The 24552-nt window shown below is 72.9% G+C and carries 19 protein-coding genes and 1 riboswitch; of the genes, 12 read left to right on the top strand and 7 right to left on the bottom strand.

Features of this window, described 5'->3' with window-relative positions:
* The 3 genes from ACQP1S_RS27885 to ACQP1S_RS27875 all read left to right on the top strand — a co-directional run bounded on the left by ACQP1S_RS27885 (position 1) and on the right by ACQP1S_RS27875 (position 3379).
* Entirely contained in the window at positions 1 to 606 is a 606-nt protein-coding gene (locus ACQP1S_RS27885) for a class I SAM-dependent methyltransferase (protein WP_432900665.1), read from the top strand.
* Between the two features lie 41 nt (positions 607 to 647).
* Complete coding sequence (locus ACQP1S_RS27880; protein WP_091241961.1) at positions 648 to 2327, top strand: ABC-F family ATP-binding cassette domain-containing protein; 1680 nt, start codon at positions 648 to 650, stop codon at positions 2325 to 2327.
* A gap of 89 nt (positions 2328 to 2416) precedes the next feature.
* Positions 2417 to 3379, top strand: coding sequence for an aldo/keto reductase (locus ACQP1S_RS27875; RefSeq protein ID WP_432900663.1), 963 nt, complete (start codon positions 2417 to 2419; stop codon positions 3377 to 3379).
* A 153-nt stretch (positions 3380 to 3532) separates the two neighbouring features.
* On the opposite strand, the gene ACQP1S_RS27870 is transcribed toward ACQP1S_RS27875, so the two are convergent.
* Both ACQP1S_RS27870 and ACQP1S_RS27865 read right to left on the bottom strand, forming a co-directional pair.
* Complete coding sequence (locus ACQP1S_RS27870; protein WP_432900661.1) at positions 3533 to 4084, bottom strand: hypothetical protein; 552 nt, start codon at positions 4082 to 4084, stop codon at positions 3533 to 3535.
* Between the two features lie 75 nt (positions 4085 to 4159).
* Positions 4160 to 9988, bottom strand: a complete 5829-nt coding sequence (locus tag ACQP1S_RS27865) for a ThuA domain-containing protein (protein ID WP_432900659.1) — start codon at positions 9986 to 9988, stop codon at positions 4160 to 4162.
* A 337-nt stretch (positions 9989 to 10325) separates the two neighbouring features.
* A riboswitch (TPP riboswitch) is annotated at positions 10326 to 10435 on the top strand.
* On the opposite strand from ACQP1S_RS27865, the gene ACQP1S_RS27860 reads away from it, so the two are divergent.
* The 7 genes from ACQP1S_RS27860 (at position 10430) to thiC (ending at position 16317) form a co-directional block, all read left to right on the top strand.
* Positions 10430 to 11056: a thiamine phosphate synthase gene (locus tag ACQP1S_RS27860; protein WP_432900657.1), complete on the top strand. Its 627-nt coding sequence runs from the start codon at positions 10430 to 10432 to the stop codon at positions 11054 to 11056. (Overlaps the previous riboswitch by 6 nt.)
* Positions 11050 to 12120 (top strand): glycine oxidase ThiO, encoded by a 1071-nt coding sequence (thiO, locus tag ACQP1S_RS27855; RefSeq protein WP_432900655.1) that lies wholly within the window; start codon positions 11050 to 11052, stop codon positions 12118 to 12120. Before ACQP1S_RS27860 ends, thiO begins: the two co-directional genes overlap by 7 nt.
* Positions 12121 to 12130: 10 nt before the next feature.
* Positions 12131 to 12331, top strand: coding sequence for a sulfur carrier protein ThiS (gene thiS, locus ACQP1S_RS27850; protein ID WP_091241940.1), 201 nt, complete (start codon positions 12131 to 12133; stop codon positions 12329 to 12331).
* Positions 12332 to 12336: 5 nt separating this feature from the next.
* Complete coding sequence (locus tag ACQP1S_RS27845) at positions 12337 to 13107, top strand: thiazole synthase (protein WP_091241936.1); 771 nt, start codon at positions 12337 to 12339, stop codon at positions 13105 to 13107.
* Positions 13104 to 13922 carry a thiamine phosphate synthase gene (locus tag ACQP1S_RS27840; protein ID WP_432900652.1) on the top strand — a complete coding sequence of 273 codons (819 nt, stop codon included), beginning with the start codon at positions 13104 to 13106 and terminating at the stop codon, positions 13920 to 13922. The genes ACQP1S_RS27845 and ACQP1S_RS27840 overlap by 4 nt, the downstream gene beginning before the upstream one ends.
* Positions 13919 to 14707: a bifunctional hydroxymethylpyrimidine kinase/phosphomethylpyrimidine kinase gene (gene thiD, locus ACQP1S_RS27835; RefSeq protein WP_432900650.1), complete on the top strand. Its 789-nt coding sequence runs from the start codon at positions 13919 to 13921 to the stop codon at positions 14705 to 14707. Before ACQP1S_RS27840 ends, thiD begins: the two co-directional genes overlap by 4 nt.
* Positions 14708 to 14724: 17 nt before the next feature.
* Entirely contained in the window at positions 14725 to 16317 is a 1593-nt protein-coding gene (gene thiC, locus ACQP1S_RS27830) for a phosphomethylpyrimidine synthase ThiC (protein WP_432900648.1), read from the top strand.
* A gap of 181 nt (positions 16318 to 16498) precedes the next feature.
* On the opposite strand, the gene ACQP1S_RS27825 is transcribed toward thiC, so the two are convergent.
* The 4 genes from ACQP1S_RS27825 to ACQP1S_RS27810 all read right to left on the bottom strand — a co-directional run bounded on the left by ACQP1S_RS27825 (position 16499) and on the right by ACQP1S_RS27810 (position 20920).
* Positions 16499 to 18790 carry a hypothetical protein gene (locus tag ACQP1S_RS27825; protein ID WP_432900646.1) on the bottom strand — a complete coding sequence of 764 codons (2292 nt, stop codon included), beginning with the start codon at positions 18788 to 18790 and terminating at the stop codon, positions 16499 to 16501.
* A gap of 86 nt (positions 18791 to 18876) precedes the next feature.
* Positions 18877 to 19185, bottom strand: a complete 309-nt coding sequence (locus ACQP1S_RS27820; RefSeq protein ID WP_432900644.1) for a cupin — start codon at positions 19183 to 19185, stop codon at positions 18877 to 18879.
* Positions 19182 to 20132 carry an LLM class F420-dependent oxidoreductase gene (locus tag ACQP1S_RS27815; RefSeq protein WP_432908391.1) on the bottom strand — a complete coding sequence of 317 codons (951 nt, stop codon included), beginning with the start codon at positions 20130 to 20132 and terminating at the stop codon, positions 19182 to 19184. The genes ACQP1S_RS27820 and ACQP1S_RS27815 overlap by 4 nt, the downstream gene beginning before the upstream one ends.
* A 2-nt stretch (positions 20133 to 20134) precedes the next feature.
* Complete coding sequence (locus ACQP1S_RS27810) at positions 20135 to 20920, bottom strand: ABC transporter ATP-binding protein (protein WP_091241911.1); 786 nt, start codon at positions 20918 to 20920, stop codon at positions 20135 to 20137.
* A 263-nt stretch (positions 20921 to 21183) separates the two neighbouring features.
* Between ACQP1S_RS27810 and ACQP1S_RS27805 the strand changes: the two genes are divergently transcribed.
* Both ACQP1S_RS27805 and ACQP1S_RS27800 read left to right on the top strand, forming a co-directional pair.
* Entirely contained in the window at positions 21184 to 22212 is a 1029-nt protein-coding gene (locus tag ACQP1S_RS27805) for an ABC transporter substrate-binding protein (RefSeq protein ID WP_432900641.1), read from the top strand.
* A gap of 169 nt (positions 22213 to 22381) precedes the next feature.
* Entirely contained in the window at positions 22382 to 23191 is an 810-nt protein-coding gene (locus ACQP1S_RS27800; protein WP_432908389.1) for an ABC transporter permease, read from the top strand.
* 76 nt (positions 23192 to 23267) lie between these two features.
* Here the strand turns inward: ACQP1S_RS27800 and ACQP1S_RS27795 are convergent, their stop codons facing one another.
* Positions 23268 to 24449: an ABC transporter substrate-binding protein gene (locus tag ACQP1S_RS27795; protein ID WP_432900639.1), complete on the bottom strand. Its 1182-nt coding sequence runs from the start codon at positions 24447 to 24449 to the stop codon at positions 23268 to 23270.
* Between the last annotated feature and the right edge of the window lie 103 nt (positions 24450 to 24552).

The raw sequence follows: 24552 nt of genomic DNA, 5'->3' as shown, positions 1-24552 counted from the left end.
GTGACCGGCGACCACTACTTCACCGCGGAGCCCAGCGCCCCGGCCCGTCCCCGCGAGGTGGAGTTCCACGTCGCCGGGCGCGACTACGCGCTCGCCTCCGCCAGCGGGGTCTTCTCCGCCACCCGACTCGACCCCGGCACCGCCGTCCTGCTGCGCAAGGCCGACCTGCCGACCGCCGCCACCGGTGGCCACCTGCTCGACATCGGCTCCGGGTTCGGCCCGATCAGCTGCGTGCTGGCCGACCTCGCGCCGACCGCCACCGTCTGGGCGGTCGACGTCAACGAGCGGGCCCGCGCGCTGACCGCCGCGAACGCCGCCCGGATCGACACCGGCGACCGGGTCCACGCGGTCGCCCCCGACGAGGTGCCGGCCGACGTCACCTTCACCCAGATCTGGTCCAACCCGCCGATCCACATCGGCAAGCCCGAACTGCACGGGCTGCTGCGCCGCTGGTTGCCCCGGCTCACCCCGGACGGCGTCGGCTGGCTGGTGGTGGCCCGGCACCTCGGCGGCGACTCGCTGCACCGCTGGCTGCTCGACGAGGGCTTCACGGTGACCCGGCACGCCAGCCAGAAGGGCTACCGGGTGCTGCGGGTCACCCGGTAATCCGGTGTCGCCCGGCCCCGCGCCTCGGGCAGGATGCCGGCGTGGGATACGTGGACGTGGCAGCGGTAGGGCACATCCTCCCGGACGGTCGGGAGCTCTTCGCCGACGTGTCGTTCCGGGTCGGTGAGGGGGCCAAGGTCGCCCTGGTCGGGCCGAACGGCGCCGGCAAGACGACGCTGCTGAGGATGGTCGCCGGTGACCTGCCGGTGCGCACCGGCGCGGTCGCGCGGGCCGGTGGGCTCGGCGTGATGCGGCAGTTCATCGGCATGATCGGCGACGAGTCGACGCTGGCCGACCTGGCCCTGTCACTGGCCCCACCGGCGTTGCGTGACGCCGGCCGCCGGCTCGTCGACACCGAACAGGCCATGCGCGCCGCCGAACTGCGCGGCAAGTACAGCACCGCCGCCGGCAAGGCCCAGCTGGCGTACGCGGACGCGCTGGCCGCCTGGGGCGAGGCCGGCGGGTACGACGCCGAGGTGCTCTTCGACACCGTCACCACCACCGTGCTCGACCTGCCCTGGGACGCGTCCCGGGACCGACCGGTGCGGACCCTGTCCGGGGGGCAGCAGAAGCGCTTCGCCCTGGAGCTGCTGTTGCGTGGCACCGACGAGGTGCTGCTGCTGGACGAGCCGGACAACTTCCTCGACGTGCCCGGCAAACGCTGGCTGGAGCAGCGGCTGCGCGAGTCCACCAAGTCGGTGCTGTACGTCTCGCACGACCGGGAGCTGCTGGCCCGTACCGCCGACCGGGTGGTCGCCGTCGAGGGCGGCAGCGCCTGGGTGCACCCGGGCGGCTTCGCCAGCTGGCACGAGGCGCGCACGGCCCGGCACGCCCGGCTCGACGAACTGCGCCGCCGCTGGGACGAGGAGCACCAGAAGCTGCGGGAGCTGATGCTGATGTACAAGCAGAAGGCCGCGTACAACGACGGGCTCGCCTCCCGCTACCAGGCGGCGCAGACCCGGCTGCGCAAGTTCGAGGAGGCCGGGCCGCCGCCCGTACCGCCGAAGGACCAGGACATCCGGATGCAGCTCGCCGGCGGGCGGACCGGCAAGCGCGCGGTGATCTGCGAGCAGGTGGAGCTGGACGGCCTGACCTACCCCTTCGACCTGGAGCTGTGGTACGGCGACCGGGTGGCGGTGCTCGGTGCCAACGGCACCGGCAAGTCGCACTTCCTGCGCCTGCTGGCCCGGGGCGGCACCGATCCCGACCCGGCCAACGGCCCGGTCGACGGGGCCGCCGCGCTGGCCCCGGTGGCGCACGGCGGGGTGGTCCGGTTGGGCGCCCGGGTCCGCCCGGGGCACTTCTCGCAGACCCACGACCGGCCGGAGCTGATGGCGAAGACCCTGGTCGAGGCGCTGTGGCGGGGTGACGAGCACCGGGCCGGGATGGACCGGCACGCGGCGATGGCGGCGCTGAGCCGCTACGAGCTGGCCGGCCAGGGTGACCAACGCTTCGGCACCCTGTCCGGCGGTCAGCAGGCCCGGTTCCTGGTGCTGCTGCTGGAGCTGTCGGGGGCCACCCTGCTGCTGCTCGACGAGCCGACCGACAACCTCGACCTGGCCTCGGCCGAGGCGTTGGAGGCGGGGCTGACCGCGTTCGCCGGGACGGTGGTCGCCGTCACCCACGACCGCTGGTTCACCCGCTCGTTCGACCGGTTCGTGCTGTTCCGGGGCGACGGGGACGTGGTGGAGACCCCGGAGCCGGTCTGGGACGTGGGCTGACCGCCGACCTGCGCGAGCCGTGAGGTGCCGACCCCGCTCGGTCATCGGGCGGGGTCGTCGCCGGTCGGGGCCGGTCCGGGCGGCATAGGGTGGATCTCGTGACTGAGATGACCTACCGCCGGCTGGGCGACTCCGGGCTCGTGGTGTCCGTGGTCGGTGTCGGCTGCAACAACTTCGGCCGCAAGCTCGACATCGACGGCACCCGGGCGGTGGTCGACGCCGCGCTCGACGCCGGGATCACCTTCTTCGACACCGCCGACATCTACGGCGAACCCCCGGGCGGCTCCGAGGAACTGCTCGGGCAGGCCCTCAAGGGCCGCCGGGACGACGTGGTGCTGGCCACCAAGTTCGGCATGTCGATGGGCGGGCGCAACGGCCGCGACTTCGGGGTGCGCGGGTCCCGGCGGTACGTGATGCGGGCCGTCGAGGCGTCGCTGCGTCGGCTCGGCACCGACCACATCGACCTGTACCAGTTGCACGAACCCGACCCGGACACCCCGATCGACGAGACGCTCGCCGCGCTGGACGACCTGGTCCGCGCCGGCAAGGTGCGCTACCTGGGCAATTCCAACTTCTCGGGCTGGCAGATCGCCGACGCCGACTGGGCGGCGAAGACCCGGGGGCTGGCCCGGTTCGTCAGCGCGCAGAACCACTACAACCTGCTCCACCGGGACGCCGAGGTCGAGATCATTCCGGCCTGCGAGCGCTTCGGCCTGGGTCTGCTGCCGTTCTTCCCGCTGGCCAACGGGCTGCTCACCGGCAAGTACCAGCGGGACACCGCCCCGCCCGCCGGCAGCCGCCTCTCCGGCGGCGGCCGGTACGCCGAGCGGCTGGCCGCCGCCCGCTGGGACACCATCGAGGCGCTGGAGGGGTACGCGGCGCAGCGGGGCCTGACCCTGCTCCAGGTCGCCATCGGTGGGCTGGCCGCCCGACCGGCGGTGGCCTCCGTCATCGCCGGTGCCACCACGCCCGAGCAGGTACGCGCGAACGCCGTCGCCGGCACCTGGCAGCCCACCGACGACGACCTGGACGCCCTGGACGCCCTGCTCTGACCGGTCGGTCCGGCCCGACCTCACCCCGTCCGGGGCGGCGCAGACCCCGCCCCACCCGGGCGGACCCCGCGGCTACGTGATCGGGCCCGGCCACCGCAGAGGTGTCCGGGCCCGATTCGGTGACCCCCGGGGCGGGTGCCCCGGCCTGACCCGTCAGCCGCCCAGGCCGGCCGGGGGGTCCCCGGGTCCGCGGTGGGCCCGGCGGCGACGCCACCACAGCAGCGCCACCCCTGCGGCGGCGACCACCGCCAGCCCGCCGGCCAGCCACGACCACCGTCCGACCCCGGCCGCCTCCGCCCCGGTCTCAGTGCGGACGGCGGCAGCCGGTGGCGGCGACTGGGCCACCCGGGCCTGCACCTGCGCCGTCGCCGTGCTCTGGTACGGGGCGGGGGCGCTGACCGTCACCCGCCAGTCGCCGGGGGAGAGCAGCGGGCCACTGCTGTAGAAGCCCTGTCCCTCCCCGGCCGGGGCGATCTGCACCGGCCCGGCCGTCCGGCCACCCTCGCCCTCGGCGGTCAGGGTGAGCCGTACCGGTTGGTCCAGCCGGTGTCCGTCGGCGTACACGGCCATCACGGTGACCCCGCCGGCACCGTCACCGGCCACCGTCAGCTTGACCTTCCCGCCGTGCGCTGCCGCCGGGCTCGCCGGCAGCGCCACCAGGCCCGCCACGACCAGCGCGGCGGCGAGAACTCTGCAGGTACGCATCGACCTCTCCCTCCCTATGTGGAGGGGCCGCTCCCACCGTCGGTGTCGACGGTGGGAGCGGCCCCGGTGGTGGTGTTACAGCGAACCGCCCTCGGCGATCCGGGTGGGATCGGCACCGAGCCGGCCGGCCCCGTCGACCGACTTGTTGTTGTTCGCCTTGACGCCGGCCTTGGTGGCCGCGCCACCGAGTCGGACGATCATGGCGTCGGCGTCGCGGACCAGCACGTCCCGGACGTCGGTGTCAGTCACCAGTGCGGCATCGTTGGCCAACGCCTTGAAGGCGGTCAACTGCTGCACCGCCCGCTTGTCGTTGCCCGCCGCCTCGGACTCCCGCACCGCGTCCAGCTTGTTGGACAGCTGACGGTGCGCCTTGGTGGAGAGTCGTCCGGTCGCCTTGAACCGGTCCAGCAGGTTCTGCATGTCCCGGAACGAGGTGGTGACGAAGAACCGGACCGTCGAGGTGGTGGAGTTGCCCGCCTTGTCGGTCGCGGTCACCGTCAGCTCGTGCAGGCCGAGCGGCAGCTCGTACAGCGCCTGGAGGGTGCCGCTGGCGTACGCCCGACCGTCCAGCACGCCGGAGGTCGTCTTGATGCCGGAGGTCGGGTCGACCGCCTGCCACGAGATCCGGACGTCCTGGCTGTCACCGTAGAGCTGGCCGTCGGCGATGCCGGAGACCAGCAGCGTCGGCTTGGTGCCGTCGATCTTCACGACCGCCGACTTCAGCGACTCGACGTTGCCGGCGGCGTCGGTGGCCCGGTACAGCAGCTCGTGCGTGCCGTCCCCGGTCACCTCGACCGGCGTGGTGTACGCCGTCCAGGCGCCACCGTCGAGCGACCACTCCAGCTTCTTCACCCCGGAACCGGCGTCGGTGGAGGTGATCACCACCGGGACGGTGCCGTTGTGCCAGCCGTCGTCGTTCGCCGGGGCGAACGCCGCCGAGCTGACCGGCGCGGTGGCGTCGATCTTCACGGCGACCTTCTTCGTCGCCTCCACGTTGCCGGCCGCGTCCGTCGACCGGAACCGCACCTCGTGCGTGCCATCCCCGGTGACCTGCACCGGCTCGGTGTACGCGGTCCACGTGGTGGCCCCGTCGAGCTGGTACTCGGTGCTCGCCACCCCGCTACCGCCGGCCTCGTCGGCAGCCGCCAGCGTCACGGTGACCGGGCCGGTGTGCCAACCCTCGGTCGGGGTGCCGGAGACGGTGGCCGTGGTCACCGGGGCGGTCGTGTCGGCCGCCTTGGTGGAGAGCCGGAAGTAGTCGAACGAGGCCGTCTTCGAGGTGGCCGCGTTCGCACCGAGGGTGAACAGACCGATCTTCGGGGTGGCCCCGACGGCGGCGTTGGTCACCGTCTCGAACGTCGTCCACTCCTGCCCGTCGGCCGAGTAGGACGCGGTGAAGGTGTCACCGGCCCGGGCCAGCCGCAGGTGCCACACCCCCGAGGTCAGGTTCGAGACCTGGGGCTGCGGGTTCTGCGTCACCCCGGCGAGTTCGCCACGGAACTCGATCCGCCGGGAGGGCGTCTGCCCGGCCTGGTTGTCCACGATGAAGTCCAACTTGACGTAGTTGTCGTCGTCGGCGTGGACGATCAGACCGGCCTGCTGGTACTGCTCGGCCAGGGCACTGCCGTCGACCTTCGTCTCCAGGGTCCAGTCGCCGCTCGGCGCGGTCTGGAGGATGAAGTTCGTCGGCCCGGTGTTGCCGGTGCCGTAGATGTCACCCTTCGGCACGTCGATCTTCAGCGCGCCGTCGGTCACCCGGTAGGCGGCCGGGTCCTCCCGCAGCACCGCGTTCCACCGGCACTTGTCGAGCGTGGTGCCGGTGAACTCGTCCGACGGGCTGACCGGGCCGGCCGGAGCGTCCGGCGAGACCAGGAACGAGTCGAACACCGCGTCCACCACCGGTGCGGTGGTGCCGCCGTTGAGGGCGAGCAGGCCGATCCGCGGGTTGGTGATGCCGGCCAGCGCGGCGGACCGGCCGACCGGGGTGAACGTCGCACCGTCGGTGGAGAACTGTGCGGTCAGGTTGGTGCCGTCGCTGATCAGCCGCAGCCAGATGGTGTCACCGGCGGGTGCGGCCACGGCGTCGGCCGCGTCGTTGCGGGGCGTCGCCGCGGTCTCCCGGATGAACTCCACCTTGCGGGAACCGCCGTAGAGCAGATCCACCTTGGCGTAGTTGTCGTCGTCGCCGTAGATCAGCAGGCCGGCCTGCTGGTAGTCGGCGGTGACGGGCACGGTGACCTTGGTGGTGGCCTGCCAGGCCCCGCTGGGTGCGGGCTGGAGCACCAGGTTGGTCGCGTCGTTACGGGTGCCGTACAGGTCACCCGAGGCGGTGGGCAGTCGCAGCGCCCCGCCGGAGACCGAGTAGAGCTGGTTCTCCCGGACCACCGACCAGCGGTCCTTGTCGAGACTGTTGCCGAGGAACTCGTCCGACCGCGCGCCGAGGCACGAGTTGGTCGGCGCGTCCACCTTGACCGGAACGGTCGCGTAGGACTTGGCGCCCCGCTTGTCCGTCACCGTCAGGGTGGCGGTGAAGGTGCCCGGGGTGGTGTAGGTGTGGGTGGCGTTCAGGGTGGTCGCCGTCCCGCCGTCACCGAAGTCCCAGGCGTACGTCAGCGGGGTGTCGCCCTCGGTGTCGGTGGCCGTGCCGGTGAAGGCGACGGTGACCGGCGCGGTGCCGGTCGCCGGGGTGGCGGTGGCCGTCACCTGCGGCGGAGCGTTGTCGGTGACGCCCCGACCGATGAAGTCCATCCAGTTGACGTTGAACAGCGAACCGGTGCCACCGGCCGGGTCCTTGGCGACGAAGTACAGCACGCCCTCGGCCGCGGCGGTCACCGGTGCGGTCACGTCGACGAACTGCTGCCAGCCGCCCGTGGTGGGCACGGTGGCCGTGGCGACCACTGGGCCGTCGACGGCACCGGCGTGCACGTCGATCCGTCCACCCTGCACCTCGGAGGCCACCCGGAAGCGGATCTGCTCGATCCCGGTCAGGTTGGCCGGGTCGAGCGACCACCAGTCGCCGTCCTCGATGAAGCCGATGCTCTGGCCGCCCCCGGCGGGGTCGGTGGTGGTCTCCTTCTGCACGCCCGGGTCACCGCCGCCGGTGCTGCCCGGGGCACGACCGGTGGCCGTGAAGTACTCGGCCTGCTTGCGCTTGGGCTGGAGGATCTCGATCGCCCGACCGGTCAGCGGGCCGGCACCGCCGGTGCCGCCGTCGTCGGTGTAGGTGGCCTCGAAGACCGCGAAGACGTTCGCCTCCGCGCCGTGGCCGGACGCCAGCGAGGTCTGCACGGTGCCGGTGCAGCCGGTGTGCTGCTCCAGCGGGTGGGCGTGCTCGTCGTGGCCGAGCAGCACCTGCAGCTGCACCCGGTCACAGTCGACGGTGCCGTCCTCCGGGTCGGTCACCTTGATCGTGTACTTGACCTGGTCGCCCCACTCGAAGAAGCCGCCGCTGGGCGGGAACTCGATGGTCACCGTCGGGGCGGTGTTGCCGACCGTCACCGGCACGTTCGCCACCGCGGAACGACCCTTGGGGTTGGTCACGGTGAGCTGCGCGGTGTAGTCGCCGGCCGCGGTGTAGGTGTGGGTGGGGTTCGCCTCGGTGGAGGTCTGCCCGTCGCCGAACTTCCACGCGTAGGTCAGCGTGCCACCGTCCGGGTCACGGGAGCCGGCGCTGGAGAAGTTCACGGTCAGCGGTGCGGCCCCGGAGGTGGGGTCGGCGCTGGCCTCGGCGATCGGCGCGCGGTCACCGGCGGTGTAGTCGATCCGGTAGACCCCGGAGTCGTCGTTGTTACCGCCGAAGCCGGTGCCCCACTCGATCAGGTAGAGCGCGCCGTCCGGACCGAACTCGAAGTCCATCGGGCGGACCATGGACATGCCGGTGAGCAGCTGGTTGATGTCGATCAGCGACTTGCCGTCCGCGCTGACCTGCATCGTGTACATCTTCGACTGGTTCCACTCGCCGAGGAGCGCCTTGCCGTCGTAGTACGCCGGCCACTTGCGGCTCGACGTGCTGTCGGCGTCGTAGCGGTAGACCGGGCCGCCCATCGGGGCGCCGCCGCCGCCGATCTCGGGGAAGCGCGGGTCGCCCGCGTAGCCGTAGTCCACGGTCGCCGCGATGGCCGGCGGCAGGGTGGTCAGGCCGGTGTTGTTGGGCGAGTCGTTCACCGGCGCGGCGCAGTCGAACTTCGCCCCGCTCGGCCCGGACGGGAAGGTGTAGTCGTTGTACGCCTTGTTGTTGCCGGTGCAGTACGGCCAGCCGTAGTTGCCGGCGGTGGCGACGATGTTCCACTCCACCAGGCCCTCGGGGCCGCGGTTCGGGTTGGCCGCCGAGGCGTCCGGCCCGTAGTCCGCGACGTAGAGGGTGTCGGTCTTCTGGTCGACGCCGATCCGGAACGGGTTACGGAAGCCCATGCCGAAGATCTCGGGACGGGTCTTCGCGGTGCCCGGGGCGAACAGGTTCCCCGCCGGGACCGTGTAGGTGCCGTCGTCCTCGGGGTGGATCCGGATCACCTTGCCGCGCAGGTCGTTGGTGTTGCCGGCGCTGCGCTGCGCGTCGTAGTCCTGCCGGCCGGCCCGCTCGTCGATCGGGGTGAACGCGCTCGACTCGAACGGGTTGGTGTTGTCGCCGGTGGCCAGGTAGAGGTTGCCCTGCGAGTCGAAGGTCATGCTGCCGCCGGCGTGGCAACAGGTGTTGCGCTGGGTGTCGACCTGGAGGACGACCTTCTCGGTGGCCTTGTCGATGGTGTCACCGTTGACGGTGAACCGGGACAGGTAGTTGCGGGGGCCACCACCGGCCGGCGCGTAGTACAGGTAGATCCACTTGTTGGTGGCGAAGTCCGGGTCGAGGCGGAGACCGAGCAGGCCGTCCTCGTTGCCGGTGAAGACGTCCAGCCGGACGGCGGTGGCCGTGTTGCCGGTGTCCGGCTTCACGATCTGCACCCGGCCGTCCCGCTCGGCGTAGAACACCCGGCCGTCCGGAGCGATGTCCAGCTCCATCGGGTTGTTGGTGTTGCTGTCGAGGGTGACCTTCTCGAAGTTCGCGGTCTTCGAGGCGCCGCAGTCGGCGTTCTCGACCCCGGCCGCGGTACGGATGCCGCCGAGCAGGTGGGAGAGGAACTCCGGCTCGGTGTACGACGCCTGGGTGTGGCCGCCGCCGGTGTACCAGGACCGGCCGCCGTCGTAGTCCTGGCACCAGGCGGTGGGGTGGTCGGCGCCCATCGCGCCGGCGCCCGGGCTGTAGGACTTCTCGTCCAGGCTGGCCAGCACGTGCACCTTGGCGCGCGGGTTGGTGCGGAAGTTGTACCACTCGTCGAACCGGGACCACTTGTCCGGCAGGTCGGCGGTCGACGGGTGCGCGTGGTCCTCGACCTTGACGGTGGCCTGCTGGTTGGCCGGGTGGCCGGAGAAGTACGCGCCGACCAGGTTGCCGTACCAGGCCCAGTCGTATTCGGTGTCCGAGGCGGCGTGCACGCCGGCGTAGCCGCCGCCGGCCTTGATGTAACGCTCGAACGCGGCCTGTTGGGTGCTGTCGAGCACGTCACCGGTGGTGGAGAGCCAGATCACCGCCTGGTACTTGGCCAGGTTGGTGTCGTTGAAGGCGGCCCCGTCCTCGGTGGTGTCGACGGTGAACCCGTTGTCGGTGCCGAGCTTCTGGATCGCGGTGATGCCGGCCGGGATGGCGTCGTGCCGGAACCCGGCGGTCTTGGAGAAGACCAGGACCGAGAACGGTTCGGCGGCGGCAGCCGCCGCCGGTGCGGGTGCCGGTGCGGCCTGTGGCAGGGCTGCCGCCGCGGGAGCGGCCTGGGCGGCGGTGCCGCCGATCAGGCCGCTGGCGAGTAGGGAGAGGGCCAGTAGACCGGCACCCAGTGGGCCGCGACGGGCGCGGCGATGGCGGGATGGAGACACTCCATGCTCCTTTTGTCCGAGCTGGACAGTGGTGGGGGCATGGGGACGACTCGCCGCAGACCGTCCCCGGTCGGATGGGTGCGGGCCCGCCGAGGTCCGCATCGGTGGCGATCAGGTGTCGACCTCGTCGAGGCCGCGCACCGGAATAATGTCGATCGGTTGAACAAATTAGCGCCGCTGGATTGGTTTCCGGCAAGGCATGAGCATGTAACGATTCGGTATCGTCGACTCGCTTTTCCGGCTTATGTGGAGAGAGGGGGCAAAGGGCAGGGATTGACATGCTTGGATCAAGGTAACACCCCTTGGCGGATCAGCGGATCTGTCGTACGGTCACAGGCACGTGACCCACGGGAGCCCGGTACACCGGGCTGAGAGGGGGGCTGAGAGCCCCCGACCGTCGAACCTGATCCGGATAATGCCGGCGCAGGGAGGAGAGTTGACGTGCCGTCCCTCGGCCGACTGCATCTGATCACCGACACCCGACCCGGGTGCGACCCGCTCGCCGTCCTGCGGGCCGCCCTCCCGGTGGCCCGCGCCGAGCTGGTCGTCCAGGTCCGGGTCACCGACGGGACCACCGACCGGCAGGCGTACGACCTGGCCCGGCGGGTGCGCGCGCTCTGTGCGCCGTACGGGGCGACCTGCCTGGTCAACGACCGGCTGCACGTCGCCCTCGCGGTGCACGCCGACGGCGGCCACGTCGGCGCGGACGACCTGCCCGTCGCGGCGGCCCGTCGGGTCCTCGGCGTCGACGCCGTGCTCGGCGCGACCGCCCGGGAACCCGGGGCCGCCGGCAGGGCGGTCGCCGCCGGGGCCAGCTACCTGGGCGTCGGCCCGTGCCACCGCACCACCACCAAGGCCGGCCTGCCCGACCCGATCGGCCCGGCCGGGATCCGCGCCGTCGCCGAGGCCGTCGCCGTGCCGGTGATCGCCATCGGCGGGGTCACCGTCGCGACGGTGCCGGCGCTGCGGGCCGCCGGGGCGTACGGGGTGGCGGTGGTCGGGGCGCTCTCCACCGCCGCCGACCTGGGCCGGGCCACCGCCGAGCTGATCGCGGCGCTGACGTGCTGACCCGGCCCGACGTCGCCATCGTGGGCGCGGGGCCGGTCGGGTTGGCGATCGCCTGGCGCTGCGCCACCCGGGGCCTGCGGGTGGCCGTGCACGATCCGGCCCCCGGCTCCGGCGCGTCCCGGGTCGCCGCCGGGATGCTCGCCCCGGTCGCCGAGGCGTACTTCGGGGAGCGGGAGCTGACCGGGCTGCTCACCGCATCCGCCGCCCGCTGGCCGGGTTTCGCCGCCGCGCTGGCCGCCGCCACCGGCAGGGAGTTCGGCTACCGCACCGACGGCACCCTCGTCGTCGGGCTGACCGGGGACGACCTGGCCGAGGCGCGTCGGCTCTGGTCGTACCAGCAGGGGTTGGGGCTGCCGATCAGCGCGTTGCGCCCGTCGCAGTTGCGGGACCGCGAACCGGCGCTGACCCCCCGGCTGCGCGGCGGCGCGGTCGCCCCCGGCGACCACCAGGTCGACCCGCGCCGGCTGGTCGACGCGCTGCGGACCGCCGCCGAACGGGCCGGCGCGACCCTGGTCCCCGGCCCGGTGACCCGGCTGGCCGAGCTGGCCACGCCGGTCGTCGTGGTCGCCGCCGGCTGCGGCGCCGCCGCGCTGACCGGGCTGCCGGTCCGCCCGGTCAAGGGCCAGGTGCTGCGGCTGCGCGCGCCCGACCACGGCCCGCCCGGCTTCCGCCACGTCATCCGGGGCTACGCCGACGGCGAGTCGGTCTATCTGGTCCCCCGCGACAGCGGCGAGGTGGTGGTCGGGGCGACCGTCGAGGAGCGCGCCGACACCGAGGTGACCGCCGGGGCGGTGCTGCGCCTGCTCCGCGCCGCCGTCGACCTGGTCCCCGAACTCGCCGAGTACGCGCTGGTGGAGGCGACCGCCGGGCTGCGCCCCGGCACCCCGGACAACGCGCCGATCCTCGGGCCGCTGCCCGGCCGCCCCGGCGTGCTCGCCGCCACCGGCCACCACCGGCACGGCATCGTGCTCACCCCGGTCACCGCCGACCTGATCACCGACCTGATCGTCACCGGCGAGCCGGACCCGCTGCTCACCCCCTTCACCGCCGACCGGTTCCACTGAGGAGGAAGACGTGCGACTGATCGTCAACGGCGTCGGACGCGAGCTGGCCGGCGGCACGACCGTCGCGGACCTCGTCGCCGCGGTCACCGAGCAGCGGCGCGGCCTCGCGGTCGCGGTCAACGGCGAGGTGGTCCCCCGGGGCGGCTGGCCGGCCACCGTGCTGTGCGACGGCGACCGGGTCGAGGTGCTCAGCGCCGCCCAGGGCGGGTGACGGGCATGTCCCTCACCATCGCCGACCGGACCTTCACCTCCCGGCTCGTCCTCGGCACCGGCGGCGCGGCCAACCTGCACGTGCTGGAGCAGGCGATCCGGGCCTCCGGCACCGAACTGGTCACCCTCGCCCTGCGCCGGGTCGACACCGCCCCCGGCACCGCCGGGGGACTGCTCGACCTGCTCGACCGGTGCGCGGTGCGGCTGCTGCCCAACACCGCCGGCTGCTACACCGCCGGGGAGGCGGTCAAGGTGGCCCGGCTGGCCCGGGAGGCGTTCGACACCGACTGGGTCAAGCTGGAGGTGATCGGTGACGAACGCACCCTGCTCCCCGACGGGGTGGAGCTGCTGCGGGCGGCCGAGGAACTCGTCGCCGACGGCTTCGTCGTGCTGCCGTACACCTCGGACGACCCGGTGCTGGCCCGCCGGCTGGCCGACGTCGGCTGCGCGGCGGTGATGCCGGCCGGCGCGCCGATCGGCTCCGGCCTGGGTGTGAGCAACCCGCACCACATCCGGTTGATCCGGCAGAGCGTCGACGTGCCGGTGATCCTCGACGCCGGGATCGGCACCGCCTCCGACGCGGCGCTCGCCATGGAGCTGGGCTGCGACGGGGTGCTGCTGGCCAGCGCCGTCACCCGGGCCGCCGATCCGACGGCGATGGCCACCGCCATGCGGTACGGCGTGCAGGCCGGGCGGCTCGCGTACACCGCCGGTCGGATTCCCCGCCGCTTCCACGCCCTCGCCTCCACCCCCGACGACGGAAGACCCGAGCTGTGACCCGCCCCGCCGCCCCACCCCTCCTCCGGCCGGACGGGGTGGTGCTGCTGACGGACCGACGGGCGACGCGGGGGGAACTCGTCGACGTCGTCGCCGGGGCGGCCCGCGGTGGCGTGCGGTGGGTGGTGCTGCGGGAGAAGGACCTGCCCCGCGCCGAGCGGGCCGCACTCGCCGTCGCGCTGCGGGCCGCCCTGGCCGACACCGGCGGCAGCCTGATCGTCGCCGGCCCCGACCCGCTCGACGGGGACGCCGTCCACCTGCCCGCCGCCGGGCCGTACCCGCCGCCGGCCGTCGGGCTGGTCGGCCGGTCCTGCCACGACGCGGCGGAGCTGGCCCGACTGACCACCGAGGACTACGTGACGCTCTCGCCGGTCTGGCCCACCCGCAGCAAACCCGGCTACGGCCCACCCCTGCGCCCGGACGGGCTGCGCGACCTGATCCGGCGCAGCCCGGTGCCCGTGCTCGCCCTGGGCGGCGTCGAGACCCCCGACCAGGTGACGGCGTGTGCCGAGGCGGGCGCGGTCGGGGTGGCGGTGCTCGGCGCGATCATGCGGGCCGCCGACCCGACCGCCGTCGCGGCGGCCCTCACCAGCGCCTTCCCCCCACGCCGACCGGCCGGCCCGCCACCGACCGTCCCTGCCCCGGCAACCCCACCCGCCGGTACGGACGTCGCCGGCACGGAGCCGTGGCCGACCGTGCCCACGCAGGGATCAGGCCTGACCGCCCCGAGTGGGCGCGGTCGGCCGCAGCCTTCGACCCCCCGCACGACGGACCGCATCCCGGTCGGCGGGGCGTGGCCCGAGGAGACGACATGACGCCCACGACGGTGCTCACCATCGCCGGTTCCGACTCCGGCGGCGGCGCCGGCATCCAGGCCGACCTGAAGGTCTTCGCCGCCCTCGGCGCGTACGGCACGAGTGTGCTCACCGCCGTCACCGCGCAGAACACCCGGGGCGTGGACGCCGTGCTGCCGCTGCCCCCGCGCACCGTCACCGAACAGCTCGACAGCGTGCTCACCGACTTCGCGGTCCGCGCGGTGAAGACCGGGATGCTCGGCACCCCGGCGGTCGCCGACGCGGTGGCCGAGGCGGCGAAGGCGGGTCGACTGCCGCACCTCGTCGTCGACCCGGTGCTCGTCGCCACCAGCGGACACCGGCTCGGGGTGGTGGCGGCGGTCGAGCGGCTGCTGCCGTACGCCCGGGTGGCGACGCCGAACTGCGCGGAGGCCGCCGCCCTCACCGGACGCCCGGTGACCACGGTCGAGGAGATGGTCGCCGCGGCGCAGGCGCTGGCGGCCGGCGGCCCGGAGTTCGTGGTGGTCACCGGCGGCGACGTCGACGCGGCCGGCGAGTCGGTCGACGTGCTGGCCGGCGGCACGACGACCACCCTGCTCCGCGCGCCCCGGGTGGACACCCGGCACAGCCACGGCACCGGCTGCTCGTTCTCGGCGGCGATCGCCGTGCGGCTGGCGGCCGGCGACCCGGTGCCCGTCGCGGTCGCCGCCGCCAAGGAGTACGTGACCCGCGCGCTGACCGGCGCGCGGGGTTGGGAACTGGGCGCGGGACGCGGCCCGCTGGACCACTTCGGCTGGTCCCGTTGACCATCAGGGAGGCTGTCATGCAGGCACGTCGCAAGGTCTACGTCGAGGGGTCCCGGCCGGACGTCCGGGTGCCGTTCGCCGAGGTGGAGTTGAGCGGGGACAATCCGCCGGTCCGCCTCTACGACACGTCCGGCCCCGGCTCGGACCCGGAGGTGGGACTGCCGCCGCTACGCGGACCGTGGATCGCCGAGCGGGGCGACGTCGCTCCGGTCCGGGGCGCCGGCACCCCCCTGGCCGGCGTCGACTCCCAACGCCCCACCCAGCTCTGGTACGCCCGCGCCGGGGTGGTCACCCCGGAGATGGAGTTCGTGGCGATCCGGGAGGGCCTGCCGCCGGAGGTCGTCCGCGACGAGATCGCCGCCGGGCGCGCGGTGCTGCCGCTCAACGTCAACCACCCCGAGTGTGAGCCGGCGATCATCGGCAAGGCGTTCCTGGTGAAGGTGAACGCCAACATCGGCACCTCGGCGGTGACCTCGTCCGTCGCCGAGGAGGTGGAGAAGCTGACCTGGGCCACCCGGTGGGGCGCGGACACCGTGATGGACCTGTCGACCGGCAAGCGCATCCACGAGACCCGGGAGGCGATCGTGCGCAACTCGCCGGTGCCGATCGGCACCGTGCCGATCTACCAGGCGCTGGAGAAGGTGGGCGGCGACCCGGTGAAGCTGAGCTGGGAGGTGTTCCGGGAGACCGTCATCGAGCAGGCCGAGCAGGGCGTCGACTACATGACGGTGCACGCGGGGGTGCTGCTGCCGTACGTGCCGCTGGCGGTGGACCGGGTCACCGGGATCGTCTCCCGGGGCGGCTCGATCATGGCGGCCTGGTGCCTGGCGCACCACGAGGAGAACTTCCTCTACACCAACTTCCGCGAGCTGTGCGCGATCCTCGCCCGCTACGACGTGACGTTCTCCCTCGGCGACGGGCTGCGCCCCGGCTCGATCGCCGACGCCAACGACGAGGCGCAGTTCGCCGAGCTACGCACCCTCGGTGAACTGACCCGGATCGCCTGGGAGTACGACGTACAGGTGATGATCGAGGGCCCCGGCCACGTGCCGATGCACAAGATCAAGGAGAACGTGGACCTCCAGCAGGAGTGGTGCCACGAGGCCCCGTTCTACACCCTCGGCCCGCTGACCACCGACATCGCGCCCGCGTACGACCACATCACCTCGGCGATCGGGGCCGCGATGATCGGCATGTTCGGCACCGCGATGCTGTGTTACGTCACCCCGAAGGAGCACCTCGGGCTGCCCGACCGGGACGACGTGAAGGCCGGCGTGATCGCGTACAAGATCGCGGCGCACGCGGCCGACCTGGCCAAGGGGCACCCCGGTGCGCAGGCGTGGGACGACGCGCTGTCGAAGGCGCGGTTCGAGTTCCGCTGGGAGGATCAGTTCCACCTGTCGCTGGACCCGGAGACCGCCCGCGCCTACCACGACGCGACGCTCCCGGCGGAGCCGGCGAAGACCGCCCACTTCTGCTCCATGTGCGGCCCGAAGTTCTGCTCCATGAAGATCACCCAGGAACTCAAGGAGTACGCCGCCCAGGGCATGCAGAACAAGTCAGCCGAATTCCGCTCCACCGGCAACCGCGTCTACCTCCCCCTAGCCTGACCCCGCCCCCGCCCCGCTCCACTCCCGCTCCGGCTCTGCTCCACTCCCGCTCCGCCCCGGTGATCAAGAGGTTTGCGTCACGGGACGGCCGGAATCTGACGTGGACCTCTTGATCACCGGGGCGGACGACGGGTGGGGGACGGGCGGGGGTGGGAGGGGAGGGGTGGGGGAGGGGTGGGGGTTAGTCGCGGTGGTGGCGGCCGCTGGTGCGTAGGGAACGTCGGCCGCTCTCCTGTTCCGGTTCGTTGTCGGCCAGGGGCTTGCCCAGGCCGGCGACCCAGTCGACGTACTCGTCGTCGGCCGTCGCCGGCTCTGCGGTGGGAGCGGCTGCCGACTCACCCTCCGGCGGTCGGTTACGCCGGAACAACCCCCGCCGGCCCTTGGCCTTCCCGGACGGCTGCTGACCGTCGGCACCGGTCGACGCGGGGTCAGCGGAAGCAGGATCGGTGGAAGCCGGTTCGGCGGAAGCGCCGTCCACCGGTGCGGTGGTGGGGGAGTCATCCGCCTCCCAGCGGAGGCTGACTGCTCCCAGGGGTTCCGTTCGCTCGGCGGTGTCCGGTTCGGGAAACGGCAGGGAGGCCCGGGCCGGTACGGGACGGGGAGTGTCGGCCGGGACACCCGTACCGCTCAGGTCCGGCAGTTGGTGGCGAGGGCGTGGTGTGCGCTCGACACCGTCCGGCGAGACGTGCCGCAACCCGGCCACCGGTGGCAGCGCCCCGGCGGCCGCCGCATCGGGACGGGCAGTTCCCGGCCCGGTGGTGCCCGGACGGGTGGACTCGGTGGTGCCCGGTCCGGTGGTGACGGTCGGGGCGGGTTCGGTGACGGCCGGTTCGTTCCCCTCCGTGCTACCCACCCCGGTCGCTGGATCGGGCTCGGGTCGCCCGGTGTCGGCGACCGGAACGCCGGTGGCGGGACGGGTCCGGGTGGTCCGCTTCGCTCGCGGCTTGGGTGCGGCTACGGGGTCATCCCCCGGGGGCGGTGTGGCCGCCTTCCGCTGCTTCGCACCGATCGGTGCGCTCTCGGCCCGCGCCGACCTGGCCGGACTCGGTCCGCTCCGGCCCGGCCCGGTCGGAGCCGGGTCGGCCGAAGCCGGTTCATCCTGGGCCGGCCCGGCCAGATTCGGCCCGGCCAGATTCGGCCCGGCCAGATTCGGCCCGGCCAGATTCGGCCCGGCCAGATTCGGCCCGGCCAGATTCGGCCCGGCCAGATTCGGCCCGGCCAGATTCGGCCCGGTCGGGATCGGCCCGGTCGGGGCGGGCCAGGCGGGAGTGGGGTCGGTCGAGGTCGACCCGGTCCGGGACGGTCCGCTCGGGGGCGGGGTGACGGGGCGGGTCGTCGGCCGGTCGGTGACCGTGGCGGCGGGATCCGGCCAGTCCCAGTGGGCCGGGGTGCGCCCGGCGCCCGGCGGGTCGGGGTCGACGGTCCGGGCGGCAACGCTCAGCTCCACGGTGGCCGGCTCGTCCGAGGCGGTTCCGGTGGAGGCGGTTCCGGCGGAGACGGCTTCGGCGGAGACGGCTTCGGTCGGGTCGGGTCGGGTCGAGGCGGGCACGGTGGGCAGCGGCGCGAGGATGTCGGTCGGCTCGATCGCCGTGTCGTCGTCGCCCGCACCGGCGGTGGTGGGGCGGGCGGGCAGCAGCGGCCACCGCAGCAGGGTGGCGGCGACCGAGCCGAGCGCGCCGGTGGCGACCGCGATCAGCGCGCCGTAGTAGGGGGCGAGCTGGTAACGGTCCACCGGGTCGCCCGGTCCGGCGGTGAGATAGGCGAAGGCGAGCAGCACCGGGCCGGCCGCCCCGGCGGCCCCGCCGATCAGTGGGACGTGCCCCCGCCGCCGGGCCAGCCCACCGGTCACCGCGCCGGCCACCAGCGCGACCACGGGCAGCAGCAGCATCGCCAGCTGCTGTGCCCGGTCCGCGCCGAGCCAGGCCGGCTCCAGCACGCCCAGGCGTACGGTGCGCAGCGGCCCGGTGGAGAGCACCCCCGGCGCGGCCGAGACGAGCGCGACCAGCCAGACCGCCCCGCCCAGCAGGGCGACGTTCCAGCCCAGCGGGGGGCGCAGCAGGACGGCCGACGCGGCAGCCGCGCCGACCACCGCCCCGGCGACCGCGCAGATGCCGACCGCCCAGACCGGGTCGACGGCGCTCAGCTCGACAGCCCGCGCGGGCTGCATGCACAGCGGGGCGACGACCAGCGCGCCGAGCGCGGCGGCCCCGGAGATCGCCAGTTGCACGGGGGTGTCCTGCGGCAACCCCTCGCGGCGGACGAGCCGGCCGGTGAGGACCGCGCCGACCACCGCGGCCGTCACCGCGAACCAACCGACCCAGGCGAGCTGGGCCGGCCACCGGTTGACGTCGGGGAAATCGCCGGTCAGTCGGACGATGCCGAAGCCGTACGCGATGCCCAGCTGGCCGGCCCCGGCCAACATGCTCACCCCGAGTGCGGTGAGCAGCAGTCTGCCCCACGTCCGAAAGGCCATGTCGCGCACGTTACGGCCCGGTGCGCCCGATCGCCACTGTGGCGCGGCGCGGCCGGGACCAGCTGTTACCCAAGCGCGACCAGCGACTACTTGAGTTCCACCAGGCGGGCCAGATAGTTCGTGTCCCCGACATTGGTGAGCATGTGGACGGCACCCGGGTCCCGGTAGACCACCCCGCCGGCGGGCTCGTCGGCGTCGATCCGGGTCCCGTCGATCGTCTGCACCACGTTCTTGGCACCCTCGATCGCCACCACCAGGTACGGGTGGTCGTGCCGGTGCAGCGGCTGCCGCTCGCCCGGGGCCAGTCGGATGTGCCAGACCCGGACCCGGTCGTTCTCGTAGACGATCTCCTGGCCGACCGGGCCGAGTTCGAGGTCGTGGGTCACGTCGGTCATCGGGTTCCGTCCAGTTGGGGGAGCACCTCGGCGGCGATGAGCTCCAGGTGGTCGAGGTCGTCGAGGTCGATCAGCCGCAGGTGGACCCGGGTGGCCCCGATCGCCGCGAATTCGCCGATCCGGTCGACCAGTTGGGCGGGGGAGCCGACCACCGGGTCCTCCGGCGGCAGGGCGCTCTTGACGTGCAACGGCGCGGCCCGGAGCTGCGCCTGCGCGTCGGTACGCCCGATCGCCACCACGATCCCGGCGGAGAGCACCAGTGGCGCCCGCCCCGCCTCGGCCCGGCCGGCCCGCTCGCACGCCTCCCGTACCCGGTCGTACGCCTCGGCGGTCTCCTCGACGGACTTGAACGGCATGTTGAACTCGTCGGCGTACCGGGCGGCGAGGTCGGGGGTGCGCTTCGGGCCCCGGCCGCCGACGATCACCGGCGGGCCGGGCTGCTGGACCGGCTTGGGCAGGGCCGGGGCGTCGACGAGCTGGTAGTGCTCCCCGGCCCAGCTGTAGGTCTCGCCCACCGGGGTACGCCACAGGCCGGTGACGATCTCCAACTGCTCGGCGAGCCGGTCGAAGCGCTCACCGACCGGCGGGAACGGGATGCCGTACGCGGTGTGCTCCCGCTCGTACCAGCCGGCGCCGATGCCCAGCTCGACCCGGCCGCCGCTCATCTGGTCGACCTGGGCGACCATCACGGCCAGCGGGCCGGGCAGCCGGAAGGTGGCCGAGGTGACCAGGGTTCCGAGCCGGATGCGGGAGGTCTCCCGGGCGAGCGCGGCCAGGGTCAGCCAGGCGTCGGTGGGGCCGGGCAGCCCGGGTTCGTCGCCCATCGCCCGGTAGTGGTCGGCCCGGAGGAACCCGTCGAAGCCGCCGGCCTCGCACAGTTGGGCGAACCGGAGCTGGTCGTCGTAGCTCGCGCCGCGGTGCGGCTCGGTGAAGATCGCCACCCGCATGGTCATCGTCCTTCCACCCCGGCCGCCGCCGGTGTCTCCCGCTCCATCAGCAGTTCGTGCAGGTCGGCGCTGACCCGGGCGACGTCCGCGAGGTGGGCGTTGCGGCCGAGGGTGCGGGGTCGGGGGATGTTCACCTCGACGATCTTGCGGATCCGCCCCGGGCGGGGGCTGAGCACGACCACCCGGTCGGCGAGCAGCACCGCCTCGTCGATGGAGTGGGTGACGAAGACGACGGTCGCCCCGGTCTCCATGTGCACCCGTTGCAGCTCGCCGGAGAGTTCCTCCCGGGTGAGCGCGTCCAGGGCGGAGAAGGGCTCGTCCATCAGCATCACCCGGGGCTCGCCGATCAGCGACCGGCACAGCGACACCCGCTGCTGCATGCCGCCGGAGAGTTCGTGGGGCAGGCGCTTCTCGAAGCCGCCCAGGCCGGAGAGTTCCAGCAGTTGGCGGGCCCGCTGGCGGTGCTTGGCGCGGCTCCAGCCGAAGATCTCGGCCGGCAGCAGTACGTTGTCGAGCACGGTGCGCCAGGGGAGCAGGGCGGGCTTCTGGAAGAGCATCGCGACGTCCCGGCGCGGCCGGGTGATCGGGCTGCCGGCTACGGTGATCTCGCCGCCGCTGACCGGCAGCAGCCCGGCGATCATCCGGAGCAGGGTCGACTTGCCACAGCCGGAGCGGCCGAGCACGGCGACGAACTCGCCTTCGGTCACGTCGAGGTTGATCCCGCGCAGCGCCTCGACCCGCCCGGAACGGCCGTCGAACGTGCGCGACACATCGGACAGTCGGATCATCGCCGTCGGTCTCCCCTGAGTCGGCGGTCAGGAATCCGACAAGGGTATCCCCAGCGTGTCGGCTGCTCACCGTCCGGGGTGGAGTGGAGTTGTTTCCGTTCCGCAACCCGATCCGCCTGGTGTGGTGACGGTCAGTGTCTCGTACTCTGTGCCAGCGAAGAGTCCCTTCACGACGGCGGCGTCGGTGCCCCCTCACGCCGGTGCCGCCGGACCGACAACCCCCTCCGGGTACACCGCCCGGTCGGAAAGGACATGGTGCACTGATGACAAGGCTGACCCGCACGGTCGCCGCGGCCACCCTGGCCACCGCCCTCGCCCTGGTCTCCGCCTGTAGTGGCGGTTCCGACTCGGCAGATGCAAAGACCGGCGACGGCAAGTCGCTGGAGAAGGTGACCTACCTCACCTCGTTCGGCAACTTCGGCCGCGACTCGTACGCCTGGGTGGCGAAGGACAAGGGCTTCTTCAAGGAGGCCGGCTTCGACGTGGAGATCAAGCCCGGCCAGGGTACCGGCGCGGTCATCCAGACCATCGTCGGCGGCCAGGCCGACTTCGGCCCGATCGACCTGACCGGTGGCCTGCTCCAGGTCGGCAACGGTCAGGCCAAGGACTTCGTGGCGGTTGCCGCGATCCAGCAGCGCACCATGGCCGCCATCGTCTCGGTCGAGGGCAAGAACATCGCCACGCCGAAGGACCTGGAAGGCAAGAAGCTCGCGGACACCCCCGGCTCCGTCGTGCGCAACCTCTTCCCGACGTACGCCCGGATGGCCGGGGTGGACTACAACAAGGTGACCTGGGTCAACGGTGAGGCGCAGACCCTGATGGGCACGCTGGCCTCCGGCCAGGTGGACGGCATCGGCCAGTTCGTCGTCGGTCAGCCGACCGTCGAGGCGGTCACCAAGAAGAAGCCCGTCGTGCTGCCGTACAGCAACGTGATGCAGGACCTCTACGGCAACGCGCTGATCACCTCCAGCAAGATCGCCAAGGAAAAGCCGGAGATGGTGAAGAAGTTCACCGCCGCGCTGCTCAAGGGGCTTGAGTACGCCCTGGCCAACCCGCAGGAGGCGGCCGAGATCCTGAAGAAGAACGTGGACACCACCAACCCGGCGGCTGCCGCCGCCGAGTTGCAGCTGATGGCCGGCTACGTGCGCTCCAGCAACTCCGGGACCGCCATCGGCACCCTGGACAGCGACCGGGTCGCCAAGAGCATCGCGATCCTCCAGGGCGCCGGCGCGCTCAAGTCGAACATCACCCCGGACCAGATCATCGACTTCAGTCTCGTGCCGAAGGCCTGACCGACGCCGTAGGTGCCACGGGGGTGCGACCCAGCGGGACGACCGGTGGGCGCACCCCCGTCGCGTGCCGGCCAGCGTGCCGGCAGGAGAGGAGGACCCTGTGACGGACTCGATCCGGACCCGTCCCGTACCCGGCTCGGCCGGCCCACCAGCGCCCACGGGTCAGACCGTGCCGACCGTCCCCCCGCCGCCCGGCCGGTCAGCCTGGTCCCGGGTACGCCCCGCAGCGGCCGGCCTGCCGCTGCTCGGCCTGCTGGTCGCGGTGGCGGTCTGGTGGTCGGTCACCTCCGGGCTGCACCTGGTGCACCCGGCGTCCCTGCCGCCGCCCCAGGCGGTCTGGACGTCGCTGACCGCGTCGGCGGACGTGCTCTTCCCGGCGCTGGGCGCCACCACCCTGATGACGTTGCTCGGCTTCCTGCTGTCGACGGTCGCCGGGGTGCTGATCGGGATGACGCTGGCCGCCTCCCGGCGGGCCGAGCGGATGTTCGCCCCGCTGCTGGTGGCGATCAACGCGGTGCCGAAGATCGCGCTGGGGCCGCTGCTGGTGGTCTCGGTCGGCTGGGGTGCGAAGCCGATCCTGACCATGGTGTTCCTGCTCTGCTTCTTTCCGATCGTGCTCTCCACCGCCACCGGCCTCACCACCACCCCGGCGGACCTGGCCGAGCTGGCCCGGTCGCTGAACGCCTCCTGGTGGCAGTCGTTCCGCAAGGTGCGGTTCCCGGCCGCGCTGCCGCAGATCTTCGTCGGGCTGAAGGTGGCGATGCCGCTGGCCGCGATCGGCGCGGTGATCGGGGAGTTCTATTCCGACAAGCCGGGTCTGGGTTACCAGATCCTCCAGTACAACGGGGTCGGCGACACCGCCACCGCGTGGGCGGCGATCGTGCTGATCGCGGCGATGAGCATCCTGCTCTACTCGGCGTTGTCGCTGGTCGAGCGGCTGGCCCTCCCCTGGGTCCGGGCCACCACCTCAGCCCGCTGACCCGTCCCGCTGCGCCCCTCGACGCCACCGACGGGCCGATCCCACCTGGGGATCGGCCCGTCGGTCCAGGGTCGCGTCAGCCCGCCAACCGCCACCGTCCGCCCCGGGCCACCAGCGTGGTCAGCGCCTGCGGCATCAGGCCGGAGTGGTTGTCCGGGGTCATCCGGATCGGCCCGGAGAGGCCGTCCAGCTGGGACGTCTCCAGCACGTCCCGCAGGCCGTCCCGGTTGACCCGGCCGGCCGGACCGCCGGCCCGTACCGCCGAGTCGGCGATCAGTTGCACGGCGTCGGCGGCGAACGACGAGAGGCCGTTGTAGCCGCCGAACCGGGCGGTGTAGTCCTGGAACCACTGCCGGCGGGCCGCCTTGGCCGGGGTGGTGGCGATGACGTCGTCGATCACCATGGTCTGGGTGAAGATCAGGGTGGCCCGCTCGGTGGCCCGGCCGGAGCTGCCCAGGAAGAGGTCGCCGGCTGCGGCGGCGTCGAGGAAGAGCGATCCGGTGTAACCGGACTGGTCGGCGGCGGTGGCGGCGAGAACGGCCTGCTCCGGCGGGGTCCAGATGACCAGGCCGGTGGGGTCGCGGTCGGTCAGCCGGCCGATCGGCGCGGCGAGTTCGGTGTCGGTGGTACGCACCGCCTCGGCGCGGACCCGCTTGATCTTGGCCTTGCCGAACTCGTTCTCCAGTGCGGTCAGACCCTCGCGGCCGTAGTCGTCGTCGCTGTGCAGGATGCTGACCTCGGTGATCCCGCGTCGACGCAGTTCGGCGGTGAGGGCGGCGGCACTGTCGGCGGCGTTCGGCGCGAGCTTGAACACGTACCGGCGTTCGGGGGCCGGGCTGGCGACCGCGCTGGACGGCGCGAGCGCGATCGTCGGGATCTTCCGTTCATTGATGGTGCGTACGGCACCGACGGCGCATTCGTTGCAGCCGCCCATGATGATGGCGTTGACCGTGGAGTCGTTGCTGAAGTCGCCGATGTTGCGCAGCGACTCGTTGGCGTCGGAGCGGTTGTCCTTGACCACCAGCTTGATCTTCCGGGCGCCCAGGGCGCCGGAGGCGTTCAACTGCTCGACCTTCAGATCCAGGGCGCGCTGGTACGCCTTGCCGACCGGCGCGGCGGCGCCGGAGAGTTCGAGATCGGCGCCGATGGTGATCGGGCTGCTGTCCTCCTCTGTCGCGCCGAACGAGCAGCCGGTGAGCGTGGTGGCCAGCACGGCCGATGCGAGCGCCACGATGGTCGCGGAGCGGATGGGGCTCAACTCAGTCCTCCAGGTGCGGCGCGGGACAGGCCCGGTCACCGCCGCTAGTCCGTCCTCAGTGGAGAAACGGGATTGTGTGCCGTACGGTGTGCGCGAAAGCCTG

This window comes from Micromonospora matsumotoense (genome assembly GCF_050951065.1).
In the GTDB taxonomy this organism is placed as follows: domain Bacteria; phylum Actinomycetota; class Actinomycetes; order Mycobacteriales; family Micromonosporaceae; genus Micromonospora; species Micromonospora matsumotoensis.
Note: the sequence above shows the minus strand (reverse complement) of the source record. Positions and strands in the feature narration are given on the sequence as shown.